Here is a 24,685-nt window from a genome sequence, read left to right as displayed (position 1 = left end):
GGCCGGGCCATGATCGTGCTGGGCCTGACCGGTTCCATCGGCATGGGCAAGAGCACCGCCGCCCGCATGCTGCAGGCTATGGGCGCTCCGGTCTGCGATTCCGATGCGGTGGTGCATGGGCTGCTCGGCCGCGGCGGCCGGGCGGTGCCGGTCATCGATGCCGCCTTCCCCGGTGTGGTTATCGATGGTGCGGTCAGCCGGCCCGCGCTGGGCGCTGCAGTGTTCCGTGATCCGGATGCGCTGAAGCGGCTGGAGGCGATCCTGCACCCGATGGTCCAGGCGGCGCAGCGCGGCTTCCTCGCCCGTGCGGCACGCCGCGGTGCGAAGATCGCCGTACTGGACATCCCGCTGCTGTTCGAGACCCATGGCGAGCGGCGGGTCGATGCGACCGTCGTCGTCTCCGCCCCCTTCGCCGTCCAGCGCGCCCGCGTGCTGGCCCGGCCGGGCATGACGGCGGAGAAGTTCGCCGGCATCCTCGCCCGCCAGATGCCGGATGCGGAGAAACGACGGCGTGCCGACTATGTCGTGCCGACCGGCGCCGGTCGGCTGGTGACGCGGCGGGCGCTTCAGGGCATTGTGCGGGACGTGACGTCTCGGCCGGGCAGGCATTGGCCGCCGCGCGGCTATCAACCAGGGCAAATCCATCATGCGTGAAATCGTTCTCGACACCGAAACCACGGGCTTCAAGCCGGAGGAAGGCCATCGGCTGGTCGAGATCGGCTGCATCGAGCTGGTCAACCACTTGGCCACCGGCGAACGGTTCCACGTCTACCTCAACCCCGAACGCGACATGCCGCCGGAGGCCTTCGCCGTCCATGGGCTGAGCACGGAATTCCTGGCCGACAAGCCGCTGTTCAACGACGTCGCCGCCGACTTCGTCGCCTTCATCGGTGATTCACCGCTGGTGATCCACAACGCCGCCTTCGACATGCACTTCCTGAACTGGGAGCTGAAGATCGCCGGCTATCCGGTGATGCCGAAGGACCGTGCCATCGACACGCTGCTGATGGCCCGGCAGAAGTTCCCCGGTTCGCCCGCCACGCTGGATGCGCTGTGCAAGCGCTTCGGCGTCGACAACTCCAACCGCACCCTGCACGGCGCGCTGCTCGACGCCCAGCTGCTGGCCGAGGTCTATCTGGAGCTGCTGGGTGGACGGCAGACCGGCCTGTCCTTCGCCGGCGGTCCGGCATCGAAGGGCGGATCTGCCGGCCCGGTCCGCATTGACCGCCCCTTCCGCGAAGCCCGCGTCTTCGCTGTCAGCGACGAGGAAGCCGCGGCCCATGCCGAGATGCTGAAGAAGATGAAGAACCCACTCTGGGCGGTGGAATAGTCTGCGTCTCTTGCCCCCTCCCTGACCCTCCCCCTCTTCGAGGGAGAGGGGACTGCCGCCGCCTCGCATAAGGCACCCTCTCCCGCGCGAGCGGGGGAGGGTCGGGGTGGGGGCATCGCAGGCCGATACCCCCCGCGTTCCTACGGCACCAGCACCGTCGACCCCGTCGTCGCCCGCGCCTCGAGCGCCCGATGAGCGTCCGCCGTGTCCTTCAGCGCGAAGCGCTGGTTCACCGTGAACGTCACGCCGCCATTCTTCACCGCGTCGAACAGATCCGCGGCGGACGCCATCAGATCCTCCCGCTTGGCGGTGTAGGTCGCCAGCGTCGGCCGCGTCACATACAGCGACCCCTTCGCCGCCAGCAGCCCCAGGTCCAACGGTGCCGGCGCACCCGACGCCGCACCGAACAGCACCATCAGCCCGCGCGGCCGCAGGCAGTCCAGCCCGTCCAGGAAGGTCGTCTTGCCGACGCCGTCATAGACGACGGGCACACCCTGCCCGTCCGTCAGGTCCTTTACCCGGGTGACGAAGTTCTCGCGGGTATAGTCGATGGTATGGTGGCAGCCATGGGCCTTCGCCAGTTCGGCCTTCTCCGCCGACCCGACGGTGCCGATCACCGTGGCGCCGAGATGCCGCGCCCAGGAACACAGCAGAAGCCCCACCCCGCCGGCCGCGGCCTGCACCAGGATGGTGTCGCCAGGCTGCACCACATAGGTGCTGCGCAGCAGATACTGTGCGGTCAGTCCCTGTAGCAGCGTGGCGGCGGTCGCCTGATCGTCGAGCCAGCTCGGCAGCGGCACCAGCCGGTCGGCGGCGATCAGGCGGCTCTCGGCATAGGCGCCGATGGACATGGCGTAGCCGACGCGGTCGCCGACCTTCAGCGTGGTGACGTCCGGCCCCAACGCCTCGACCACGCCGGTGCCGGCCATGCCGATCACCGCCGGCAGATCCGGCAGCTTGTAGGCGCCGGAGCGGTGATAGGTGTCGATGTAGTTCAGCCCGACCGCGGTCTGGCGGATGCGCACCTGACCGGGACCGGGCTCTCCCACCTCGATCTCGTCCCAGCGCAGAACTTCCGGCCCGCCGTGCTCGTGGATGCGGATCGCGTGAACCATAGTGGTTTGGTTTCCCTTATCGTTGATCGTTGGACTTCGGGTGAGCCTTACAGCAGCGCGAACTGCTCCGCCGCTGCGCCATTGCCCTGCCCCCTGCTGGAATTTTCTGGGCCGGCATGCCGGCGTTCCAGCGTCAGCAGCCACGACTTGGTATCGAGCCCGCCATGGCCGGAATAGCCGCCGGGCGCTCCGCCGCTGGCAAGCACCCGGTGGCAGGGGATGATGATCGGGATCGGGTTGGCCCCGCAGGCCCCGCCGACCGCGCGCGGGGCGCTGCCCAGCATCTTCGCCATCCCGCCGTAGGTCGCGATGCCGCCATAGGGGATCGCCAGCATGGCATCCCAAACGCTTCGCCGGAACGGGGTGCCTGCCGGCTTCAGCGGCAGGTCGAAGCGCTGGAGCCGGCAGGCGAAATAAGCCTCCAGCTGGCGCGCCGTCTCGGCCAGCACCGCATCGGCCTCGTCATGGTCGAAGCGGCCCCAGCCGACCGAGGTCAGGGCGGATCCGTCCCCGGTCAGCATCAGGGGTCCCAGCGGGCTGTCGATGGAAAGACGCGCCATGGTTTCCTCCCGCAAAGTTCAGGTCTTGTTTGACAGAAGAGCGGCCAGATCCGCCGGCGCCGTCACCGGAGCCGAACAGGTCATGCCGCGGCAGACATACGCGGTGGCCGCCCCGTCGCGCATCCCCTTCCCCTGTGCCGGATGATTGGCAGGCAGATCCGCCCCCGGTGCGAGCACGGTCAGGATGCGGTTGGGCAGCGAATGGTCGAGCACGGTGCGGCGTAGCGCCTCCGTCTCCGCCGCTTTGGGCGGGCCGACGACGACGATCTGCAGCGGCGCCGTCATCAGTTCCACGGAGTTCAGGAAGGTGGTCAGGGGGAAGAAGTTGCGGGTCAACTCGCCGGAGAAGGCGGCGGCGAGGGCGTCCGCCCGCTCGCGATAGGCATCCTCGCCGGTGCGCTGGAACAGCGTTGTCAGCACCGCCAGCATGGTGCCGTTGCCGCTGGGCGTGGCGTTGTCGTAGGCGGTCTTGGTGCGGACGATCAGCCCTTCCGCATCGTCGGCGGTGAAGAAATAGCCACCGTTGGCGCCATCCCAGAAATGGGCGTCGAGCGTCGCCACCCAAAGCTTGGCCTGATCGAGCGCCGCCGGATCCCCGGTCGCCTCGTGCAGCGCCAGTGCGGCGCGCGCCATGTGCGCATAGTCGTCGAGCATGCCCGCATGCTTGCCCTGCCCGTGCCGCCAGCTGTGGCAGAGCCGCCCGCCCGTATCCATCCGGTCGCGGACGAAGGCGAAGGCGCGCCCGGCGGCGTCCAGCCACTCCGGTTCGTCCAGCGCCAGGGCGGCATGGGTCAGAGCCGCGATCATCAGGCCGTTCCAGTCGGCCAGCACCTTGTCGTCCCAGCCCGGCCGCACCCGCTTTGCCCGCGCCCGAAGCAGAATCTCGCGGCCCTTCGCGAGCGTCGCCTCGGTGGCGTCGTCGGCCAGCGACAGGCCGCCCAGCCGGTTCAGGATGGTGACGCCTTCCCAATTGCCCTGGGGCAGCACCTCGTAAACGCGCTTAAACGTCGCCAGCCCGTCGGCGCCCAGGGCGGGGGTCAGCAGCCGGTCGACCTCCTCCTCGTTCCATATATAGAAGAGTCCCTCCTCGCCTTCGCTGTCCGCGTCCAGCGTTGCGGCGAGTCCGCCGCCGTCGGCGATCATCTCGCGCAGAAGCCAGCCGACCGTCTCGCGAATGCGGGTCTCCAGCAACGGGTCGCGCGTCTCCTGCCAGACCAGCGTCATCAGGTCGAGCAGCTCCGCGTTGTCGTAGAGCATCTTTTCGAAATGCGGCACCAGCCAGCGTTCGTCGACCGAATAGCGGGCGAAGCCGCCGCCGAGATGGTCGTAGATGCCGCCCTGCGCCATGTTGGCCAGCGTGTGGGTCACCGCCTCGCGGAACGGTTCGCGTCCGGTACGCTGCCAAGCCCGCCACAGCAGCTCGAACAGCGGCACCTGCGGGAACTTCGGCGCCGTGCCGATACCGCCATGAATTGGATCGACCTCCCGCAGCAGCCGTTGAGCCACCTGATCCAGCACCCCGGCATCGACGGCTCCGGCGGAGCGGTTCTCCCCCATCCCCGCAAGCGCCGATTTCAGCGCGTCGACATTCTTGCCGACCTTGTCCTGCTCATTGGCGTAGGTGCCGGCGATGCCGCGCAGCACGTCAGGGAAGCCGGCGCGGCCATAGCGCGGGGCCGGCGGGAAATAGGTGCCGCCCCAGAACGGCTCCGCATCCGGGGTCAGGAACATGGTCAGCGGCCAGCCGCCCTGCTGTCCCAGCAGCGCAAGCGCCGACTGGTAGATGGTGTCGAGGTCCGGCCGCTCCTCCCGGTCCACCTTGATGTTGACGAACAGCTCGTTCATCAGCCCGGCGATCTCCGGATTCTCGAAGCTCTCGTGCGCCATCACGTGGCACCAGTGGCAGGCGGCATAGCCGACCGACAGCAGCACCGGCTTGTTCTCCGCCTTGGCGCGGGCGAACGCCTCCGGTCCCCAGGGCATCCAATGCACCGGGTTGTCCTTGTGCTGCAGCAGATAGGGGCTCGTCTCCCGGCCTAGCAGGTTCGCGCCCAACGGAGTGGCGGGCATGGCGGTGTCCGATCTGTTGGTGTGTCGTGAATCAATAGGTGGCGCCGGGGTGGCGTTGCGCCAGTGCATCCTATCTGTATAGTGGGGCATGAGCCGCCGCGGCGCTCAACCCCAAAATCAACACGGCCAATGCCTGGACCGGTGCCGGATCCGGCTCTTGGTCCCGGTCTGGAGGGGGTCCCATGAAAATCACCGTCGACATCGACTGCACCCCGGACGAGGCCCGGCACTTCCTGGGCCTGCCCGACGTGAAGCCGATGCAGGATGCCATGATGCACGAGATCCAGGAGCGGATGCGTGCGAACCTCCAGGCCATGGACCCGGAGACGATGCTGAAAACCTGGCTTCCGGCCGGCATCCAGGGCATGGAGCAGATGCAGAAGATGTTTTGGTCCCAGATGGCGTCTGCCCTGGGGCAGGAAGGAAGAAAGTGACCGACCAAACTATTGAAGCGCAAAAGCCGTATTTCGAAGCCCATGTTTTTTGCTGCACCAACCGCCGCCCCGACGGGCACAAGCGCGGGTCCTGCGCCGCCCACGGCTCGGAGAAGCTGCGCGACTATATGAAGGCCCGCGCCCGTGAACTCGGCTTCGACGGCAAGGTGCGGATCAACTCGGCCGGCTGCCTCGACCGGTGCGAGTTGGGTCCGACGCTGGTGATCTATCCCGATGGCGTTTGGTACACCTATCACAGCACCGGCGACGTGGACGAAATCCTGCAGACCCATCTGGTCGAAGGCCGCCGCGTCGAGCGGCTGATGCTGACCACGGAGCAGCGGGAGCTGCGCCCCGAGCAGCGCGGCTGATCCACCCATCAATGGTCACCACCAACTTGCTCACCACCATCTTTGCGCTCGCCACCGCCCCCGGCCGATCCGGTGTGGCGGTGGTTCGCATTTCCGGACCTGAAGCCGGATCCGCCCTCGTCGCGCTGACCGGCCGCGCCCTTCCCGCGCCGCGCCGCGCCGTGCTGACCAAGTTGCGGGACCCGTGCACCGGTGACGCGCTCGACGACGCTCTGGTCCTGCGCTTCACCGCTCCCGCCAGCTTCACCGGCGAGGATGTGGTGGAGCTGCACCTGCATGGCGGCCGGGCCGTCGTCACCGGCGTGATCGAGGCGCTCGCCACCCTGCCCGGCTTGCGGCTGGCCGAACCCGGCGAGTTCACCCGTCGCGCCTTCGAAAACGGCAAGCTCGACCTGACGGAGGCCGAGGCGGTCGCCGACCTGATCGATGCCGAGACCACCGCGCAACGCCGCCAGGCATTGCGGCAGATGGAGGGTGCGCTTGGCCGGCTCTATGACGGCTGGCGGGAGCGGCTTACGCGCTCGCTCGCCCACATCGAGGCCGACATCGACTTCGCCGAGGATGATCTGCCGGGCGGTGTCGCCGATGCCGTCCGTCCGGTGATCGCCGGGCTGGCCGACGAGATCGCCGCCCATCTCGACGACGGCGGCCGCGGCGAGCGGCTGCGCGAGGGCTTGCACATCGCCATCGTCGGTGCGCCCAACGCCGGCAAGTCCAGTCTCCTGAATGCCCTTGCCCGCCGGGACGCCGCCATCGTGTCCGCCCGCGCCGGCACCACCCGCGACATCATCGAGGTGCATCTCGACCTCGGTGGCTATCCGGTCGTGCTGGCCGACACCGCCGGCCTTCGCGAGGCCGCCGCCGACGAAGTGGAGGAGGAAGGCATCCGCCGGGCGCGCGACCGTGCGGCGCGCTCGGACGTGAAGGTGGCGGTGTTCGACGCCACCACCCTGCCCGACCTTGATCCGGCGACGCTGGACCTGATCGACCGCGATACGGTGGTGGTGTTCAACAAGACCGACCTTGCGACCGCCGGTGACCTGCGACCGGATTTGTCCCCGATCCCGGTCTCCGCCCACACCGGGTCAGGGTTGAAGGAGTTGGAAGCGACGCTGGCGGCATACAGTGCAGATCGGCTCGCCATCGGCAGCGCTCCATCCCTCACCAGGGCCCGCCACCGCGCGGCGTTGACCGAATGCCGGGAGTCGCTGCTGCGGGCGTTGGAGGCACCGTTGCCCGAACTGGCCGCGGAGGATGTGCGGCTCGCCAGCGGGGCGTTGGGGCGCATCACCGGGCGGGTTGATGTGGAGGACCTGCTGGACGTGATCTTCCGGGACTTCTGCATTGGGAAGTGAGGGCGTGTTTCACGTGAAACAGTGGGTGGGTGATTAGGCGATTGCCCCCTCCCCAGCCCTCCCCCGCGTTGCGGGAGAGGGTGCCTTATGCGAAGCGGCGCTTGTCCCCTCCACCGCCAAAGGCGGGGGAGGGTTAGGGAGGGGGCATCGAACAACCACTCTCCACCCCACGATATCCCTGCCCCGCCTCTTGGATCCGCACCGCCATTCCGCTATGGTCCCGCACATGCGAAGCTTTGATGTCATCGTTGTCGGCGGCGGTCACGCCGGCTGTGAGGCGGCTGCGGCGGCAGCGCGCATGGGTGCGCGCACGCTCCTGCTGACCCACAAGGTCGAAACCATCGGCGAGATGTCCTGCAACCCCGCCATCGGCGGACTCGCCAAAGGCCATCTGGTGCGGGAGATCGATGCGTTGGACGGCGTGATGGCGAAGGCCATCGACCGCGGCGGCATCCAGTTCCGCATCCTGAACCGCAGCAAGGGTCCCGCCGTTCGCGGCCCGCGCGCCCAGGCCGACCGCAAGCTCTATCGACAGGCGATGCAGTCGCTGCTGGCCGAGCAGGAGAACCTGTTCATCGAAGCCGGCGGTGCCGAGGATCTGATCGTCGATGCGGATTCCAGTATTTCTGGGCAGCGCATCACCGGTGTCGTCACCGGCGCCGGCGAGTCCATCCGTGCCGGCGCGGTGGTGCTGACCACCGGGACCTTCCTGCGCGGCTTGATCCACATCGGCGAGGAACGCACCCCCGCCGGCCGTGTGGGCGAAGCGCCGTCCATCGGCTTGTCCGACACGCTGGCCCGGCTGGGCTTCCCGCTCGGCCGACTGAAGACCGGAACGCCGCCGCGCCTCGACGGACGCACCATCGATTGGGACGCGCTGGAGAAGCAACCCGGCGATACACCGCCCCCGCCCTTCTCCTATATGACGGAGCGGATCGACACGCCGCAGATCGACTGCGCGATCACCTGGACGACGCATGAGGCCCATGAGCTGATCCGCGCCAACCTGCATCGTGCCCCGATGTATTCCGGCCAGATCACCGGCACCGGTCCGCGCTATTGCCCGTCGATCGAGGACAAGGTCGTCCGCTTCGCCGAGAAGGAGAAGCACCAGATCTTCCTCGAGCCGGAAGGGCTGGACGATCCGACCGTCTATCCGAACGGCATCTCGACCTCCCTGCCCCGCGACGTGCAGCTTGGCATCCTCGCCAGCATGCCCGGCCTGGAGAAGGTGGTGATGATCCGCCCCGGCTATGCCATCGAATACGACTATGTAGACCCGCGCGAACTTAAGCCGACGCTGGAGACACGCCGGGCGCCGCGCCTGTTCCTGGCCGGCCAGATCAACGGCACCACCGGCTATGAGGAGGCGGCGGCCCAGGGCCTGATGGCCGGCATCAACGCCGCGCTGTCTGCGAGCGGCAACCGCGATGGCTTCGTGCTCGATCGTGCCGATGCCTACATCGGCGTGCTGATCGACGACCTGATCGGCCGAGGCACCAACGAGCCCTATCGCATGTTCACCTCGCGCGCCGAATATCGGCTGCTGCTGCGTGCCGACAATGCCGACCAGCGCCTGACCGGCAAGGGTGTTGCCGTCGGTTGTGTCGGGTCGGAGCGTCGCGATGTCTTCGCCGCCAAGAGCGCGGCGCTGTCGGCTGGCCGTGCGCTGGTCGCTTCGCTGCAGGCGACGCCGGCCGAACTGACCCGTCAGGGCGTGGCTGTCAACCAGGATGGTGTGCGCCGTAGCGCCGCCGACCTGCTGCGCTATCCCGACATCGACCTCGCCGCCCTCGCCCGCCTGTGGCCGGAGCTTGGCGATATCGCTCCGGAGATCGCCGAGCAGTTGGAGATCGACGGCAAATACGCCGGCTATCTCGGCCGGCAGGAGGCTGACATCCGTGCCTTCCGCAAGGACGAGTCTCTCGCCCTCCCTGACGATCTCGATGTCGATGGGATCGGAAGTCTGTCCGCCGAAATTCGCCAGAAGCTGCGCCAGTCGCGGCCCGCGACATTGGGGGCGGCGGCCCGCATTCCCGGCATGACACCGGCGGCTCTGGTCGCGCTGCTTCGTCATGTGAAACGTCGCGATGGGATTGCATCCGGGGTGGCCGCGGAATGAGTGGATTCGACGCCGTCGCGTTTCAGGAAGTTACCGGTGTTTCACGTGAAACGCTCGACCGCCTGATTGTCTATGAAGGGCTGCTGCGCAAGTGGCAGCCGAAGATCAATCTCGTCGGTCCCTCCACCCTGCCAGATGCCTGGAAGCGTCATTTCCTCGACTCCGCCCAGCTCCATCCACTGCTGCCGGAGGGCACACGGGTGCTGGTCGATCTCGGCAGCGGTGCCGGTTTCCCCGGTCTGGTGCTTGCCATACTCGGCGTGCCGCAGGTGCATCTGATAGAGAGCGACGTGCGCAAATGCGCCTTCCTGCGCGAAGTGGCCCGCGTCTGCGAAGCACCGGTCACCGTCCACACCAAGCGGATCGAGACCGTCACCGGGATCGAGGCCGATGTCGTCACCGCCCGAGCGTTGGCGCCGCTGACCGACCTCTTCGGCTGGGCTCATCCCTTCATCGGATCGCGCGGCAAGTGTCTGTTCCTCAAGGGTGCGGCCCTGGACGACGAATTGACCGCCACCACGCAATATTGGACAATGGATCCTGAGCGATTTGACAGCCGCACCGATCCGAGCGGAACCATCCTGCGTGTGAGTCACCTTGAGCGTGCGTGAAGACCGTGCCTGACACAGTTGTTCCCCCGCCCTCCTCCCGCCAACCGGACTCCCGAGAGGCTGCCATGTCTGCCGTCACCCGTCCCCTTGCCCGTGTGGTTGCGATTGCCAACCAGAAGGGCGGCGTGGGCAAGACCACGACGACGATCAACCTTGCCACCGCGCTCGCCGTCATCGGCAAGCGGGTGCTGGTGATCGATCTCGACCCGCAGGGCAACGCGTCCACCGGTCTCGGCATTCCGCGCTCCGACCGCCGCATCGGCATCTATGACGTGCTGTTCGACGACGTGTCGCTGGAGGATGCCGCCACTCCTTCCTCCGTGCCGAACCTGTCGATCATCACCTCCTCGGTCGATCTGTCGGGTGCGGAGATCGAACTGGTCAGCGCCGAGCGTCGCGAGTTCCGCCTGCGCGAGGCGGTCGCCAACAGCGCGCTGGAATACGACTATGTCCTGATCGACTGCCCGCCGGCACTCGGCCTGTTGACGCTGAACGCGCTGGTCGCCTCGCATGCCGTGATGGTTCCCTTGCAGTGCGAGTTCTACGCGCTGGAGGGTCTCAGCCATCTGGTCCGCACCATCGAGCGGGTGAAGCGCGCCTTCAACCCGAACCTCGACATCCACGGCGTCGTGCTGACCATGTTCGACAAGCGCAACAACCTGTCGGACATGGTGGCGGCGGACGTCCGCGGCTTCTTCGGGGAGAAGGTGTACGACACCGTGATCCCGCGCAACGTCAAGGTCTCGGAGGCTCCGTCGCACGGCAAGCCGGTGCTGATCTACGACATGCGCTGCCCCGGATCCCAGGCCTACATCCATCTGGCGGGCGAAGTGCTGCGCCGTGAGAAGAGACTGACCGCATGATCGACGACACCAAGCAAGGTGGCGCCCGCCGCGCCAGCCTGGGCCGCGGCCTTTCCGCCCTGTTCGGCGAGGCAACCGAGGATTATTCGGCCCTCGACAAGGTGCGGCAGTCCAAGCAGGTGCCGATTGAGTTCGTCCACCCCGGCAAATACCAGCCGCGGCGGAAGTTCGACGAAGAGGCGATCAGCGGCCTTGTCGAGTCCATCCGCGACAAAGGCATCCTGCAGCCGCTGCTGGTCCGCCGCGATGCCGAGGACGCAAACTCCTACGAACTGATCGCCGGCGAACGCCGCTGGCGCGCCGCGCAGATCGCCGGCCTGCACGAGGTGCCGGTCATCATCCGCGATCTCAGCGACCGCGAGGCGCTGGAAATCGCGCTGATCGAGAACATCCAGCGCCAGGATCTGACCCCTCTGGAAGAGGCGGAGGGTTACCGCCGCCTGATGGAGGAGTTCGAGCACACGCAGGAGGATCTGGCCCGCGCCGTCGGCAAGAGCCGCAGCCATGTCGCCAACATGATGCGCCTGCTGGCCCTGCCGGACCCGGTCAAGACGATGGTGCAGGATGGCGCGCTGACCGCCGGCCATGCCCGCGCCCTGCTGACCGCCCCGGATCCGGCCGCGGTCGCCCGCGAGGTGGTCACGCGCGGCCTGAACGTCCGACAGACCGAAGACCTCATGCGCGGCGACCAGCCCAAGGCGAAGAAGGGCAAGGCAGCGAACGACGGGCCCGGCGCCGCCCCGGCGATGAAGGACGTCGACCTGATCAATCTGGAAGAAGAGATCTCCGCCCGCATCGGGTTGAAGGTCGCGATCAATCCCCAGGGGCAGCGCGGCACGATCACCATCCACTACCAGACGCTCGACCAGCTGGACGACGTTCTGCACCGTCTGGGCGGCGAGGAGTAAAGGACCTCAGGGGGGAGGTTGATTGCCCCCTCCCTCCCCCGCATTCGGCGGTAGAGGGTAGAATTGCGGTGCAGCGGCCATCCCCTCTCCCGCGAGGCGGGGGAGGGTTAGGGAGGGGGCAAAACCTCTCCTATCCCCGCACCTTCTCCAGATCGATGTAGCGGTAGAACAGCCCGTTCTCCTCCATGGGCGCGCTCGACCAGACTTCGACCCATTCCGCACCGATGGGCGGCATCAGCGTGTCGCCGCTCACTGCGCTCTCCACGCGGGTCAGATGCAGGCAATCGGCGATGGGCAAAGTCTCTCGGAACAGCGCGGCGCCGCCGATGACACAGAGTTCCGCCGCACCGGATTCCTGCGCCCAGGATACGGCGGCTCCCAACCCAGAGAACCAGCGGGCACCGTCATGCTCGCCAACCGCTGTCCAACGGCTGACGACGAGATTGTCGCGGCCGGGAAGCGGGCGCAGCGGCAGAGACTCCCAGGTTTTGCGACCCATCAGCACCGGCTTGCCCATGGTCAGCTGCTTGAACCGGCGCAGATCGCCGGGAAGACTCCAGGGCAATCGGCCATCGCGGCCGATCACGTCGTTCATCGCAGCGGCCACAATCAGACTGATGCGCATCCCCTGCCCTTTCCCGGTTCAAAACCGGTGGATCTTACGCCAAAATCGCGCCGAGGACCGCGTTCAGTCGCTGTAGCCCCTCCGATGTCGCAGAGAGCCGATCCGCATCGCGGGTCAGGAAGCCGCCTTCGATCAGGCGGGACAACGCCGCCGGCTCCACGAAATCGTCCAGCGTTCGGCCGGTTTCCTCCACCAGCCGGGCAAGCCGCACCCCCTCGCTGAGGCGCAGCCCCATCATCAGCAGCTCGGTGCCACGGGCATCGCGGTCGATCGGGTCGGGAGCGGCGGCACCATGGCCGTCGCGCTCGACCCGCTCCAGCCAGATCTCCGGGGCGCGGTGGGCGCGGGTCGCAAACTTCTCGCCGTCCAGCGTCAGCCGGCCATGGGCACCGGGACCGATGCCGACATAATCGCCATAGCGCCAATAGGTCAGGTTGTGGCGGCTTTCCTCGCCCGGACGGGCGTGATTGGAGATCTCGTAGGCCGGCAAACCTGCGGCAGCAAGCTGGCTCTGCGTCGCCTCGTAAAGATCGCCGGCCAGGTTCTCGTCGGGCAGCACCAGATCGCCGCGGGCATGCAGCGGGTAGAAGGCAGTCCCCTCCTCGATCGTCAGCTGATAGACCGAGAGATGGCCGACGGCGTAGTCCAGCGCCCGCGCCAGTTCCGCCTGCCAAGCCGCCACCGTCTGGCCGGGACGGGCATAGATCAGGTCGAAGGAAAAGCGGTCGAAGGTCCGCGCCGCCAGTTCGATGGCGCCGGTGGCCTCCGCCGCGTTGTGCTGACGGCCGAGGAACTTCAGGCTGGCGTCGTCCAGCGCCTGAATGCCAAGAGAGACGCGGTTGATCCCGGCGGTGCGGAAGGCGCGGAACTTGTCGGCCTCGACGGAGGTCGGGTTGGCCTCCAGCGTCACCTCCAGCTGATCGGCAACCGGCCAGCGTTGGGCGATACGGTCGATGATGGCGCCGACCGTTGCCGGTTCCATCAGCGACGGGGTGCCGCCGCCGAAAAAGATGGAGGTGACGGTGCGCCCGGCGGTCATGTCGGCATAATGGTCCAGCTCGCGCAGCAGCCCGGCCCGCCAGCGGTCATGGTCGACGCGCTCGCGGACATGGCTGTTGAAATCGCAGTACGGGCACTTCGACTTGCAGAAGGGCCAATGGACGTAGACGGCAAATCCAGGTCCATCATAACCAGGTCCATCATACCCATGATCGAAACCACTCACCGGAAACACCGCTCCACCAGCTGGCGGAAGGCGTCGGCGCGGTGGCTCATCTCGTGCTTCTTGGCCGGATCCATCTCGCCGAAGGTCAGGCCGTTGCCGTCCGGCAGGAACATCGGGTCATAGCCGAAACCGTGCGGCCCACGTGGCGGCCACACCAGCGTGCCGTAGCAGCGGCCTTCCACCGTCTCGACATGGCCGTCCGGCCAAGCGAGCGACAACGCGCAGACAAAATAGGCGCTGCGGTCGGTCTTTCCGGCAAGGCCGTCCTCGACCTTCCGCATCGCCATGGCGAAATCCTTGGTCGGTCCGGCCCAGCGGGCGGAGTAGATGCCGGGATCGCCGTTCAGCGCCGGCACCACCAGCCCGCTGTCGTCGGCGAGCGCGACATGGCCGGCGGCGGCCGCGGCCTTCGCCTTCAGCTCCGCATTGGCGATGAAGGTGGTTCCGGTCTCTTCCGGTTCGGGCAGGCCCAGCTCCCCGGCCGAGGTGAAGGTGGCGACATAGGGGCCGAGCAGGTCGGCGATCTCGCGCACCTTGCCCGTGTTGTGGCTGGCGATGACGAGCGTGTCGCCGGTGAAGCGGCGGGGAGCGGACATGGTAACGAACCTCTGGGTCATGAACCTCTGGCTGATACGGCCTTACTTGATGCCGAGAACCTGCTTCTGCAACGCCACCAGCTCGGTCACGCCCTTGCGGGCGAGCGCCAGCAGCTCCATGAACTGCGGCTCGGAGAAGGGAGTTTCTTCGGCGGTGCCCTGGATCTCGACGATGCCGGCTTTGCCGGTCAGGACGAAGTTGGCATCGGCCTGCGCCTTTGAGTCTTCATCGTAATCGAGGTCGAGCACGGCGTTGCCCTGGAACAGGCCGCAGGACACGGCGGCGACCTGATCGGTCAGCGGCATGGTCTTCAGTGCGCCGATCTGCATCAGGTGTTGGAAGGCCAGATGCAGGGCGACATAGCTGCCGGTGATGGCGGCGGTGCGGGTGCCGCCATCGGCCTGGATGACGTCGCAGTCGATCTTGATCTGCTTCTCGCCCATCGCCGAACGGTCGGTGACGGCGCGGAGCGCACGGCCGATCAGGCGCTGAATTTCCTGGGTGCGGCCGGACTGCTTGCCCTTGGCCGCCTCACGGTCGCTGCGGCTGTGGGTCGAGCGCGGCAGCATGCCGTATTCGGCGGTGACCCAGCCGAGACCGGTGTTCTTCAGGAAACGCGGCACCGTTTCGTCGACGCTGGCCGTGCACAGCACATGCGTGTTGCCGAAGCGCACCATGCAGGAGCCCTCGGCATAGCGGCTGAAGCCGGGTTCGAGGGAGACGGTGCGCAGTTGGTCGAAGGCGCGGCCGGAGGGGCGCATGGGCATCATTCCGAAGGTCGGTTGCAATGGGGCGGCAAGCTAACGGCTCCGCCCGTCCCAGTCCAGCATGGCGTCCCGCCTGTCGGTCGGCAGCGGCGCGCGGGCGCGGCCGTGGAACGGGCGGAGACGAATTGGATGGGATGGCAAACAAACTGGATGTGTCGTTAATCGGCAGGAAAATGCATGATTCGTACAAAACGGCGCCGATCGAGGCTTGGCGAGTTGCGCGTTCGGCGTATACCATCGCTGCCCCACCGTCGGCAGCGCACCGCACAAAAAGGCATCAACGACGACCGACGGGCTGCACACTCCGTTGAGGAACACGACATCCATGTCCGACACCAAGCGCGTCACCGACGAAGAGGCCCTGCTGCTGCATTCCAGCGGCCGGCCCGGCAAGCTGGAAATCACCCCGACCAAGCCGCTGACGACCCAGCGCGATCTGGCGCTGGCCTATTCGCCCGGCGTCGCCGTCCCCTGCCTGCGCATTGCCGAGGATCCGTCCCTCGCCTACGACTACACGGCCAAGGGCAACATCGTCGCCATCATCTCCAACGGCACGGCGGTGCTGGGGCTGGGCGACCTGGGCGCGCTCGCCGGCAAGCCGGTGATGGAAGGCAAGGCCGTGCTGTTCAAGCGCTTCGCCGACGTCGACGGCATCGACCTGGAGGTCGACACCCGCGACGTGGACGAGTTCGTCAACTGCGTGCGCTTCCTCGGCCCCAGCTTCGGCGGCATCAACCTGGAAGACATCAAGGCGCCCGACTGCTTCATCATCGAGGAGCGGCTGCGCGAACTGCTGGACATCCCGGTCTTCCATGACGACCAGCACGGCACCGCGATCATCGCCGCCGCCGGCCTGATCAACGCCTGCGACATCACCGGCCGCAAGATCGAAGACGTGAAGATGGTGGTGAACGGTGCCGGCGCGGCGGGCATCGCCTGCGCCGAGCTGTTCTGCACGATGGGTGTTTCACGTGAAAACATCATCCTGTGCGACACCAAGGGCGTGGTCTATCGCGGCCGCACCAACGGCATGAACCAGTGGAAGTCGTCCTTCGCCGTCGACACCGACAAGCGCACGCTGGAAGAGGCGGTGGCGGGCTCCGACGTGTTCGTCGGCCTGTCGGCCAAGGGCGCGATGACGCCGGAGATGGTGAAGTCGATGGCGGCCAAGCCGATCATCTTCGCGCTGGCCAACCCCGATCCGGAAATCACGCCGGAGGAGGTCAAGGCGGTGCGCAACGACGCCATCGTGGCGACCGGCCGCTCCGATTACCCGAACCAGGTCAACAACGTCCTGGGCTTCCCCTACCTGTTCCGCGGCGCGCTTGACGTCCGCGCCACCACCATCAACGAGGCGATGAAGGTCGCCGCGGCCAAGGCGCTGGCGGCATTGGCGCGCGAGGACGTTCCGGACGAGGTCGACGCCGCCTATTCCGGGCGCCGGCTGCGCTATGGGCCGGACTACATCATCCCGGTGCCCTTCGACCCGCGCCTGATCGTCACCGTTCCCGCCGCCGTCGCCCAGGCGGCGATGGAAAGCGGCGTGGCGCGCAAGCCGATCCTGGACCTGACCAGCTACAAGCATTCCTTGCGCACCCGCCTCGATCCGACGGCTGACAGCCTGGAACTGATCCTGGAGAAGGTGCGGACCAACCCGCGCCGCGTCGTCTTCGCCGAAGGCGAGGAGGAGCGGACGATCCGCGCCGCCATGGCCTTCCGCGCCCACGGCTATGGCACGCCGGTGCTGATCGGCCGCGAGGAGGTGATCAGGGAACAGCTGGTGGCGATGGGCCAGCCCAACGTCCAGTTCGAGATCCACAACGCCCGCTTGTCGGATGCCAACCGCCGCTATGCCGACCATCTCTACCGCCGCCTGCAGCGCAAGGGCGCCCTGCTGCGCGACTGCCAGCGGATGGTGAACCAGGACCGCAACGTCTTCGCCGCCTGCATGGTGGCTCAGGGCGACGCCCATGCCATGGTGACCGGCCTGACCCGCAGCTTCGGCGTCGCGTACGAGGAACTCCGCCGGGTCATCGACCCGAAGGCGAGCGAGCCGGTGTTCGGCCTGCACCTGTTCATCACCCGCAACCGCACCGTCTTCATCGCCGATACCACCGTCCATGTCCGTCCCGACGGCAAGACGCTGGCGGACATCGCGGTCGGGGCCGCGGCCAAGGCCCGGCAGATGGGGCACGAGCCGCGGATCGCGCTGCTGTCCTTCTCCAACTTCGGCCAGACGCCGCACCCGAACACCGATCCGTTGCGCGAGGCCCTGTCGATCCTCGACAGCCGCCGGGTGGATTTCGAGTATGACGGCGAGATGTCGGCTGACGTGGCGCTGGACTATCAGCTGATGAAGCGGGTCTACCCGTTCTCGCGGCTGTCCGGACCGGCCAACGTGCTGATCATGCCCGGCCTGCATTCGGCCAACATCTCGGCCAAGCTGCTGAACAAGATGGCCGGCGGCCAGATGATCGGCCCGCTGCTGATCGGCCTGGACAAGCCGGCGCAGATCGTCAGCATGGGCGCATCGGTCAACGACATCGTCACCGCCGCAGCCCTGGCGGCGCATGACTCGCTGCCGTGGTGAGTTGAGGCGCTCTTTCTAAAAATCCCCTCTCCCCCGCTCACGCGCAAACTTCGTTTGCGCTGACGCGACAGGCGGACCATAGGTCCGCCGATAGCGGGGAGAGGGTTAGGGTGAGGGGGACGCATAGGCAGGACTAATTTCGGCTACGCCGAACCCCCTCATCCCGACCTTCTCCCCAGGGGGGAGAAGGAGAATCATCCATCACCCCATCGCCTTGTAGAAGTACGTCGTGTCGCAGAAGCCGCCTTCCGGCCACAGGGCGTAGTTGGGGATGACGCCGACCTTCACCCAGCCGGCGCGGGTGTACAGGCGTTCGGCATCGGGCGAGGCGGTGTCCAGCACCAGCAGGGTCTTGCCGGCGGCGCGGGCGGCATCCTCGGCAGCCCGCATCAGGGCGGCGCCGACTCCGAGCCGGCGGGCCCGGCGATGGACCAGCATCTTGGACAGGTCGGCGCGGTGGGGCTGGTTCGGCGGCTGTCCGACAACCAGCTGGACGGTGCCCAGCACGCCCTCCCCGTCCTCAGCCGCCAGCAGGATGCGGTCGCCTTGCTCCACCTCCAGCGCCACGTTGTGCCAGAAGCCTTCCGCGGTGGCGCGGTCGAGCGGCGACATGAAACTGACGGAGGCGCCGCCCGCCACGCAGTCCAGAAGCACGTCGGTCAACCCCGGCACTGCGGCATGGGCTTGCGGACCCGACAGCACGCGCACCGTCACGGCGGCGGCCCCGCTTCCCTCGTTCAATCGTCCGGAGTCCACGCAAGCGCTGTCCATAGACATGCTCCTTCAGCGTTTAACGGCGTTTAAGGCTGGGCGTCCATCGGTGGTCAGCGCCACGACGTAGCGCGCCGTCCGGTCCGTCGGATTGTGGAAGCCGGTCGGCCGGTCGAGCCGCATGGCGAGGCAGTCGCCGGTGGACAGGCGGTGCGTCACCTCCCCCACCGTCAGGTCAATGGTGCCGTCCAGAAGGTAGACCTGCTGCTCCACCGTCGCGGCACGGTTCCCGCTGTCATAGGAAACGCGGGTGCCCGGCGGCAGCTCCACCTCCACCAGTTCGATGGGCGACGGGAAGCCCGGCGGCGACAGGTTGCGGCGGCGGTAACCCGTAGCGGGATCCGTCCAGGCGACCTGATCGGCGCGACGGGCGACTGGGCTGGCATCTTCCCGCTCCGCTTCCGCGAACAGGGCTGCCAGCGTCACGCCCAGCCCGGCGGCGAGCCGGTCGAGGACTGAAGCAGTCGGGCTGCTTTCCCCCCGTTCGACCAGCGAGATCATGGAACGGCTGACGCCCGACCGTTCGGCCAATCCGTCAAGGGTCAGTCCACAGTCCGCCCGCAAGGCACGCAGGCGCGCGGCAAGGCGGCTGTCGATATCGGTTTTCGCGTTCTCCATGATGATAGAATGAAGTTCCACGATATTGGAGTCAACGAAGGACCGCACAGTTCCGGCCATGAATCTTTTATGACCGCCGCGCGGCATGCGCGACGATGGTGTAGAAGGGCTGATCGTCACGCTGCCTGCCCATCCACCCCCTGATCCGGTGCCGTTCCCATGCGCCTGAAGGCGTCGCCGCCTACCCCGCTGCTGACCGCGATCCTGTTGATGCTGGTGCCCCTGCTGGGCGTGCTGGCCTGGGCGGTCCATGTCGGGGCTCTGCATGGCGGGCTGGCGCTGGTCGCGGCGGCGCTGGCGCTGGCGGGCGCGGTGCTGGTCCTGCGCACCTACCGGCGCGATGCCGATGCGATGACCGACTATGCCGCCCGGCTGGCGGAAGCCGACGAGCCGATGACCCCGGCCGGCACGCCGCCCGCCCTGAAGGCGTTGACCGCGACCATCGGCCGGCTGCACCGGGTCGGCCTGCGTCGGGCGGAAAGCGTGCGGATGCAGCTGGACGCGGATGAAGCGGTGATCGACGCCCTGCCCGCCCCGCTGCTGCTGATGGATGCGGAGCGGCAGGTGGTGCGCGCCAACCAGACCGCGCGGGAGCTGTTCGGCGACAAGGTGGTGGACCGCGACCTTGCCTCCTCCCTGCGGACGCCGGCGGTGCTGGAGGCGGTGGATTCGGTCCTGCGCGGCGGTGCGTCGCGCATCATCGAATTCACGCTGCCGGTGCCGGTGGAACGCAGCTTCGAGGCGCAGGTGAAGCCCTTCCAGCGGCTGATGCCGGAACCCGACCCCTCCCTGCTGGACGGAGAGATCGAGGAGGATCCGGCGCCGCGTCCGCCCACCGTCGTACGCATGGCGATCCTGACCCTGCACGACGTTACCGCCGCCCGCAGGTCGGAGCAGATGCGTGCCGACTTCATCGCCAACGCCAGCCACGAACTGCGCACGCCGCTGTCCTCGCTGCTGGGCTTCATCGAAACGCTGCGCGGTCCGGCCCGCGACGATCCGGAGGCGCAGGACCGCTTCCTGTCGATCATGCACGACCAGGCCAGCCGCATGACCCGGCTGGTCAACGACCTGCTGTCGCTCTCCCGCATCGAGTTGGACGAGCATATGCCGCCCAACGGTCGGGTCGATGTGGTGGAGGAGCTGGAGAACGTCATCGCCGCGCTGGAGCTGAAGGCCGCACAGCGCCGCATCCGCCTGCGGCTGGAAGTGCCGGAAACCCTGCCCTATGTCGTCGGCGACGAGGACCAGTTGACCCAGGTCTTCCAGAATCTGGTCAGCAATGCGATCAAATACACGCGCGAGGACACCGACGTGACCGTCACCGTGGCGCTGGCCGACGGCGCGGCGGTGGGCTTTGCGGGGCTGCCTGCTCCCACCGGTGCTGCGGCGAAGGACAAGCGCGTGGTGCGCAGCGGCACATCCATGGTCGCGGTGTCGGTGCGTGACCATGGCGACGGCATCGCCCGCACCCACCTGCCCCGCCTGACGGAACGCTTCTACCGCGTCGATGCCGCCCGCTCCCGCGCCATGGGCGGCACCGGGCTGGGGCTTGCCATCGTCAAGCACATCCTGAACCGCCACCGCGGCCGCCTGACCATCGAAAGCGAGGTAGGGGTGGGCAGCGCCTTCACCGTCTATCTGCCGGCCGAGCCTTCTTCTCCCTCTTCACAATCTCCTTCTCCCCCTAGGGGAGAGGGGCGGGGTGAGGGGGAAGCGTTGCGCATCGTTCCCAAAGCTCCCGCCGCGCGTCCCCCTCACCCTAACCCTCTCCCCCGGGGGGAGAGGGGATTTGGCGGGGAGTGAGAGGGGAAGAGCCGCTCTGTGACCGTGTCATGAAAGTGTCATAAAAACGCAATCAATCGGTCGCCCTCCGGGTCTATGGTCCGCGCCATTCCGATGGACCAGTCTCCGTTTCCTCAAGGAGGGGCACCCATGACCACCCGGACCCATGTCTTCGCCGCGACCGCCCTGGGCCTGGGATTGGGCTTCGCCCTCAGCCTCGCCGCCACCCCCGCGTTGGCGCAGTCGCGCGACCAGATCCGCGCGGTCGGTTCCTCCACCGTGTTCCCCTTCACCACCGCGGTGGCCGAAGCCTTCGGCAAGACCGGCAAGTTCAAGACGCCGGTGATCGAATCGACCGGCACCGGCGGCGGGCTGAAGCTGTTCTGTGCCGGCGTCGGCCCGGCCCATCCCGACATCGCCAACGCGTCGCGCCGCATCAAGAAGTCGGAGGTCGACCAGTGCGCCGCCAACGGCGTCACCACGATCACCGAGCTGAAGATCGGCTATGACGGCATCGCGCTGGCTTCATCCAAGAAGGCGGCGCCGGTGTCGCTGTCGACTGTCGTGCTGTGGAAGGCGCTTGCCAAGGAAGTGCCGGTGAATGGCGCCCTGGTCGCCAACCCGTACAAGCTGTGGTCGGACATCGACCCGTCGCTGCCGAAGGCCGCGATCGAGGTGTTGGGTCCGCCCCCGACCTCCGGTACCCGCGACACCTTCAACGAGCTGGCGATGCTTGAGGGCTGCAAGAAGGTGGCCGAGGTCGCCAAGGCGGTTCCCGACGAGAAGGCGCGCGAACGGGCCTGCATGACCATCCGCGAGGACGGCGCCTATGTCGAGGCCGGCGAGAACGACAACCTGATCGTCCAGAAGCTGACCGCCAACCCCAACGCCTTCGGCGTCTTCGGCTACAGCTATCTCGACCAGAACCGCGACACGTTGCGCGCGGCGAAGATGGACGGGGTGGAACTGACCGCGGAGACGGTGGCGGCCGGCAAGTACGAGCTGGCGCGTCCACTCTACATCTACGTCAAGACCGCCCATGCCGGCGTCATCCCGGGCATCCGCGAGTTCATCGGCGAATACACCTCCGAACGCGCGATGGGCGACGACGGCTATCTGGTCGACAAGGGCCTGATCCCGGAGCCGAAGGCGCTGCGCGACGCCGCCCGCACCCAAGCGGTCGGCCTGACGCCGCTGCAGTTCTGACCACCCATTCTCCCTCCGGGCATTCCGCATGCAGCTGACCCTTCTCGCCCTGATCCTGGCCCTGCTCACCGTGATCGGCTTCATGACCGGCCGGTCGCGCGCGGCTGCGTCCGTCGGCGGGCGGGTGGCGGAACTGCATTCGGTCCCCTCCTACCATGGCGTCTATGTGGCGCTGTGGGCCGGGCTGCCGGCGCTGCTGCTGTTCGTGGCCTGGACCGCGTCCGAAGGCTGGCTCGTCCTGCAACTGGTCCTGTCCTCCCTGCCGGAGCGGCTGACCACCGGCGACGGCCAGTCGGTCGCCCTGCTGAAGGCGGACATTCTCAACCTCGCCCGCGGCATCGCCACCGGGCGCGAGCCCGACCCCCTGGTTCAGGACGCGGCCCGCCGCTATGCGGCCTTGCGCGAGCTTGCCGACTGGAGCCTGCTGGCCGTCGGCGCCAGCCTGGCGGTCGCCGGCCTCGCCTGGGGCCGGCACCGCATCGGGCCGGACCTGCGCGCCCGCCCGGTGGTGGAGCGGGTGGTGCGGGTGGCGCTGATCGTCTGCTCGATGGTCGCCATCCTGACCACGGTCGGCATCGTTCTGTCGCTGCTGTTCGAGGCGCTGCGCTTCTTCACCGTCGTCTCGCCGCTCGATTTCCTGTTCGGCACCCATTGGAGCCCGCAGATGGCGATGCGGGCCGATCAGGTGGGATCCAGCGGCTCCTTCGGGGCGATCCCGCTGTTCGCCGGCACCTTGCTGATCACCTTCATCGCCATGCTGGTGGCGGTGCCGGTCGGGCTGATGGCGGCGATCTACATGTCCGAATATGCCGGTCGCGGCGTGCGCACCTGGCTGAAGCCGGCGCTGGAAATCCTGGCCGGCATCCCGACCGTGGTCTACGGCTTCTTCGCCGCGCTGACCATGGCGCCCTTCGTCCGCTCGGTGGGCGAGGCGCTGGGGCTGGACGTCAGTTCGGAATCGGCGCTGGCGGCCGGCATCGTCATGGGGGTGATGATCATCCCCTTCGTCAGTTCGCTGTCGGACGACGTCATCAACGCGGTGCCGCAGAGCTTGCGCGACGGCTCCTACGGCCTCGGCGCCACCAAGTCGGAGACGATCAAGCAAGTCGTTCTGCCGGCGGCGCTGCCGGGCATCGTCGCCGCGGTGATGCTGGCGGTCAGCCGCGCCGTCGGCGAGACGATGATCGTCACCATGGCGTCCGGCCTGACGGCCAACATGACCGCCAACCCGCTGCAGGCGGTGACGACCGTCACCACCCAGATCGCCACGCTGCTGGTCGGCGACCAGGAGTTCGACAGCCCGAAGACGCTGTCTGCCTTTGGCCTCGGCCTCGTGCTGTTCCTCGTCACGCTCTGCCTCAACATGGTCGCCCTGCGGGTGGTCCGGACCTATCGGGAAAAATATGACTGACCTCGTCGAGCAGGACGCGGCGGCCGTGACGCCCTCCCCTGCCTCCTCCGGCACTCCGGTGAAGTCGCGGATCAGGAGCGAGGCCTTCGCCCGCCGCCTGCGCGCCCGCCATGCCGCGGAACGTCGCTTCCGGCTGGCCGGGGCCGCGGCGGTGGCGCTGGCGGCGCTGATGCTGGTGGTTCTGCTGGGCTCGATCGTCGCCAAGGGCAGCACCGCCTTCTGGGAAGCGCGGATCCGGCTGGAGGTGACGCTGGACCCGGCGGAGGTCGCCGAGCGCAACTACGCCCCCCTGCTGCGTCAGGCGCTCCATGCCCAGTTCCCGCAGGTGACCGACCGCGCCGGCAAACGCGTGCTGAACGACCTGCTGTCGTCCGGCGCGCCCTACGAGCTGGAGGCGATGGTCGCGAAGGACCCGGCGCTGGTCGGCACGACGCTGACCGTCTGGGTGCGCGCCGACGACGAGATCGACCAGCTGGTGAAGGGCCGCTACCGCCGCGACCTGCCGGAGAGCGAGCGCGGGCTCAGCGACGCCAAGATCGCTGCGGCCGACGCACTGCTTGCCTCCGGCGCGCTGGCGCAGGGCTTCAACACCACCCTGTTCACCGCCGGCGACAGCCGGGAACCGGAACAGGCGGGCATCGGCGGCGCCATCGTCGGTTCGCTGCTGACGCTGCTGGTGACCATGGCGCTGTCGGTGCCGGTCGGGATATCCGCTGCGGTCTATCTGGAGGAATTCGCGCCGAAGAACCGCTGGACCGACCTGATCGAGGTGAACATCAACAACCTCGCCGCGGTGCCGTCGATCATCTTCGGCCTGCTGGGCCTCGCCGTGTTCCTCGGCTTCTTCGGCATGCCGCGCTCCGCCCCGCTGGTCGGCGGGCTGGTGATGGCGCTGATGACGCTGCCGGTGATCATCATCTCGGCCCGCGTCGCGCTGAAGGCGGTGCCGCCGTCGATCCGCGAGGCGGCGCTGGGCATCGGCGCTTCGCCCCTGCAGACGGTGCTGCACCATGTGCTGCCGCTGGCAATGCCCGGCATCCTGACCGGCACCATCATCGGCATGGCCCGCGCGCTGGGCGAGACGGCGCCGCTGCTAATGATCGGCATGGTCGCCTTCATCGTCGACGTGCCCCATGGGCTGACCGACAGCGCCACGGTGCTGCCCGTTCAGATCTACATGTGGGCCGACAGCCCCGAGCGTGCCTTCACCGAACGCACCTCTGCGGCGATCCTGATCCTGCTCGGTGTCCTGATCCTGCTGAACGGGACGGCCGTGGTCCTGCGCAAGATTTTCGAGAGACGGTGGTGAGCGCCCCATGAGCATTACAAGCGGCATCCCGAGCAGCATCCC

General features: G+C 67.7%; 23 protein-coding genes. 14 read left to right on the top strand and 9 right to left on the bottom strand.

Translation table 11 applies throughout. The features are described 5' to 3' along the window. Positions 1-9 precede the first annotated feature (9 nt). Positions 10-654, top strand: a complete 645-nt coding sequence (coaE, locus tag VD964_RS08925; protein ID WP_324867693.1) for a dephospho-CoA kinase — start codon at positions 10-12, stop codon at positions 652-654. Next, entirely contained in the window at positions 647-1,330 is a 684-nt protein-coding gene (gene dnaQ, locus VD964_RS08920) for a DNA polymerase III subunit epsilon (RefSeq protein ID WP_149223746.1), read from the top strand. Before coaE ends, dnaQ begins: the two co-directional genes overlap by 8 nt. A gap of 140 nt (positions 1,331-1,470) precedes the next feature. On the opposite strand, the gene VD964_RS08915 is transcribed toward dnaQ, so the two are convergent. The 3 genes from VD964_RS08915 to VD964_RS08905 are packed head-to-tail and all read right to left on the bottom strand — an operon-like array spanning position 1,471 to position 5,075. Further along, positions 1,471-2,445 carry a quinone oxidoreductase gene (locus tag VD964_RS08915; protein ID WP_324867689.1) on the bottom strand — a complete coding sequence of 325 codons (975 nt, stop codon included), beginning with the start codon at positions 2,443-2,445 and terminating at the stop codon, positions 1,471-1,473. 47 nt (positions 2,446-2,492) lie between these two features. Then, positions 2,493-3,005 (bottom strand): methylated-DNA--[protein]-cysteine S-methyltransferase, encoded by a 513-nt coding sequence (locus VD964_RS08910; protein WP_324867688.1) that lies wholly within the window; start codon positions 3,003-3,005, stop codon positions 2,493-2,495. A gap of 18 nt (positions 3,006-3,023) precedes the next feature. Continuing rightward, positions 3,024-5,075 (bottom strand): thioredoxin domain-containing protein, encoded by a 2,052-nt coding sequence (locus VD964_RS08905; RefSeq protein ID WP_324867686.1) that lies wholly within the window; start codon positions 5,073-5,075, stop codon positions 3,024-3,026. 182 nt (positions 5,076-5,257) lie between these two features. On the opposite strand from VD964_RS08905, the gene VD964_RS08900 reads away from it, so the two are divergent. The 7 genes from VD964_RS08900 to VD964_RS08870 all read left to right on the top strand — a co-directional run bounded on the left by VD964_RS08900 (position 5,258) and on the right by VD964_RS08870 (position 11,739). Beyond that, positions 5,258-5,509, top strand: coding sequence for a DUF6489 family protein (locus tag VD964_RS08900; RefSeq protein ID WP_014249167.1), 252 nt, complete (start codon positions 5,258-5,260; stop codon positions 5,507-5,509). Beyond that, positions 5,506-5,880 (top strand): (2Fe-2S) ferredoxin domain-containing protein, encoded by a 375-nt coding sequence (locus VD964_RS08895; protein ID WP_324867682.1) that lies wholly within the window; start codon positions 5,506-5,508, stop codon positions 5,878-5,880. Before VD964_RS08900 ends, VD964_RS08895 begins: the two co-directional genes overlap by 4 nt. A gap of 11 nt (positions 5,881-5,891) precedes the next feature. Beyond that, the gene (gene mnmE / locus VD964_RS08890; protein ID WP_324867680.1) at positions 5,892-7,235 is read left to right on the top strand and encodes a tRNA uridine-5-carboxymethylaminomethyl(34) synthesis GTPase MnmE; all 1,344 of its coding nucleotides are present in this window, start codon (positions 5,892-5,894) and stop codon (positions 7,233-7,235) included. A 226-nt stretch (positions 7,236-7,461) separates the two neighbouring features. After that, positions 7,462-9,357, top strand: a complete 1,896-nt coding sequence (mnmG, locus tag VD964_RS08885) for a tRNA uridine-5-carboxymethylaminomethyl(34) synthesis enzyme MnmG (RefSeq protein WP_324867677.1) — start codon at positions 7,462-7,464, stop codon at positions 9,355-9,357. Beyond that, complete coding sequence (gene rsmG / locus VD964_RS08880; RefSeq protein WP_324867675.1) at positions 9,354-9,968, top strand: 16S rRNA (guanine(527)-N(7))-methyltransferase RsmG; 615 nt, start codon at positions 9,354-9,356, stop codon at positions 9,966-9,968. Before mnmG ends, rsmG begins: the two co-directional genes overlap by 4 nt. A 65-nt stretch (positions 9,969-10,033) precedes the next feature. Next, positions 10,034-10,831 carry an AAA family ATPase gene (locus tag VD964_RS08875; RefSeq protein WP_324867673.1) on the top strand — a complete coding sequence of 266 codons (798 nt, stop codon included), beginning with the start codon at positions 10,034-10,036 and terminating at the stop codon, positions 10,829-10,831. Next, a complete protein-coding gene (locus VD964_RS08870; RefSeq protein ID WP_324867671.1) occupies positions 10,828-11,739 on the top strand; it encodes a ParB/RepB/Spo0J family partition protein in 912 nt (303 codons plus the stop codon). Before VD964_RS08875 ends, VD964_RS08870 begins: the two co-directional genes overlap by 4 nt. Before the next feature lie 130 nt (positions 11,740-11,869). Here the strand turns inward: VD964_RS08870 and VD964_RS08865 are convergent, their stop codons facing one another. Genes VD964_RS08865 through rph form a run of 4 tightly spaced genes read right to left on the bottom strand, consistent with a single transcriptional unit; the run spans position 11,870 to position 14,947 of the window. Then, positions 11,870-12,364 carry a dihydrofolate reductase gene (locus VD964_RS08865; RefSeq protein WP_324867669.1) on the bottom strand — a complete coding sequence of 165 codons (495 nt, stop codon included), beginning with the start codon at positions 12,362-12,364 and terminating at the stop codon, positions 11,870-11,872. Between the two features lie 34 nt (positions 12,365-12,398). Beyond that, positions 12,399-13,598 carry a radical SAM family heme chaperone HemW gene (gene hemW / locus VD964_RS08860; protein ID WP_414637113.1) on the bottom strand — a complete coding sequence of 400 codons (1,200 nt, stop codon included), beginning with the start codon at positions 13,596-13,598 and terminating at the stop codon, positions 12,399-12,401. Next, positions 13,586-14,185, bottom strand: coding sequence for an RdgB/HAM1 family non-canonical purine NTP pyrophosphatase (gene rdgB / locus VD964_RS08855; protein ID WP_324867665.1), 600 nt, complete (start codon positions 14,183-14,185; stop codon positions 13,586-13,588). The genes hemW and rdgB overlap by 13 nt, the downstream gene beginning before the upstream one ends. A 42-nt stretch (positions 14,186-14,227) precedes the next feature. Beyond that, positions 14,228-14,947: a ribonuclease PH gene (gene rph, locus VD964_RS08850; protein ID WP_324867663.1), complete on the bottom strand. Its 720-nt coding sequence runs from the start codon at positions 14,945-14,947 to the stop codon at positions 14,228-14,230. 331 nt (positions 14,948-15,278) lie between these two features. Between rph and VD964_RS08845 the strand changes: the two genes are divergently transcribed. After that, positions 15,279-17,543, top strand: a complete 2,265-nt coding sequence (locus VD964_RS08845; RefSeq protein WP_324867661.1) for an NADP-dependent malic enzyme — start codon at positions 15,279-15,281, stop codon at positions 17,541-17,543. 201 nt (positions 17,544-17,744) lie between these two features. Here the strand turns inward: VD964_RS08845 and VD964_RS08840 are convergent, their stop codons facing one another. Continuing rightward, the gene (locus VD964_RS08840) at positions 17,745-18,284 is read right to left on the bottom strand and encodes a GNAT family N-acetyltransferase (protein WP_324867659.1); all 540 of its coding nucleotides are present in this window, start codon (positions 18,282-18,284) and stop codon (positions 17,745-17,747) included. Between the two features lie 42 nt (positions 18,285-18,326). After that, positions 18,327-18,932: a helix-turn-helix domain-containing protein gene (locus VD964_RS08835; protein WP_324867657.1), complete on the bottom strand. Its 606-nt coding sequence runs from the start codon at positions 18,930-18,932 to the stop codon at positions 18,327-18,329. Between the two features lie 159 nt (positions 18,933-19,091). On the opposite strand from VD964_RS08835, the gene VD964_RS08830 reads away from it, so the two are divergent. The 4 genes from VD964_RS08830 to pstA all read left to right on the top strand — a co-directional run bounded on the left by VD964_RS08830 (position 19,092) and on the right by pstA (position 24,643). After that, positions 19,092-20,738, top strand: a complete 1,647-nt coding sequence (locus VD964_RS08830; RefSeq protein WP_324867655.1) for an ATP-binding protein — start codon at positions 19,092-19,094, stop codon at positions 20,736-20,738. 129 nt (positions 20,739-20,867) lie between these two features. Beyond that, a complete protein-coding gene (locus tag VD964_RS08825; protein WP_324867653.1) occupies positions 20,868-21,923 on the top strand; it encodes a PstS family phosphate ABC transporter substrate-binding protein in 1,056 nt (351 codons plus the stop codon). Positions 21,924-21,951: 28 nt separating this feature from the next. Further along, positions 21,952-23,334: a phosphate ABC transporter permease subunit PstC gene (pstC, locus tag VD964_RS08820; protein WP_324867650.1), complete on the top strand. Its 1,383-nt coding sequence runs from the start codon at positions 21,952-21,954 to the stop codon at positions 23,332-23,334. Then, positions 23,327-24,643, top strand: a complete 1,317-nt coding sequence (gene pstA / locus VD964_RS08815; protein WP_324867649.1) for a phosphate ABC transporter permease PstA — start codon at positions 23,327-23,329, stop codon at positions 24,641-24,643. Before pstC ends, pstA begins: the two co-directional genes overlap by 8 nt. Positions 24,644-24,685 lie beyond the last annotated feature (42 nt).

Origin of the sequence: Azospirillum sp. (assembly GCF_035628975.1) — a bacterium.
Taxonomy (GTDB): domain Bacteria; phylum Pseudomonadota; class Alphaproteobacteria; order Azospirillales; family Azospirillaceae; genus Azospirillum.
This window is presented reverse-complemented; position numbering and strand designations above follow the sequence as displayed.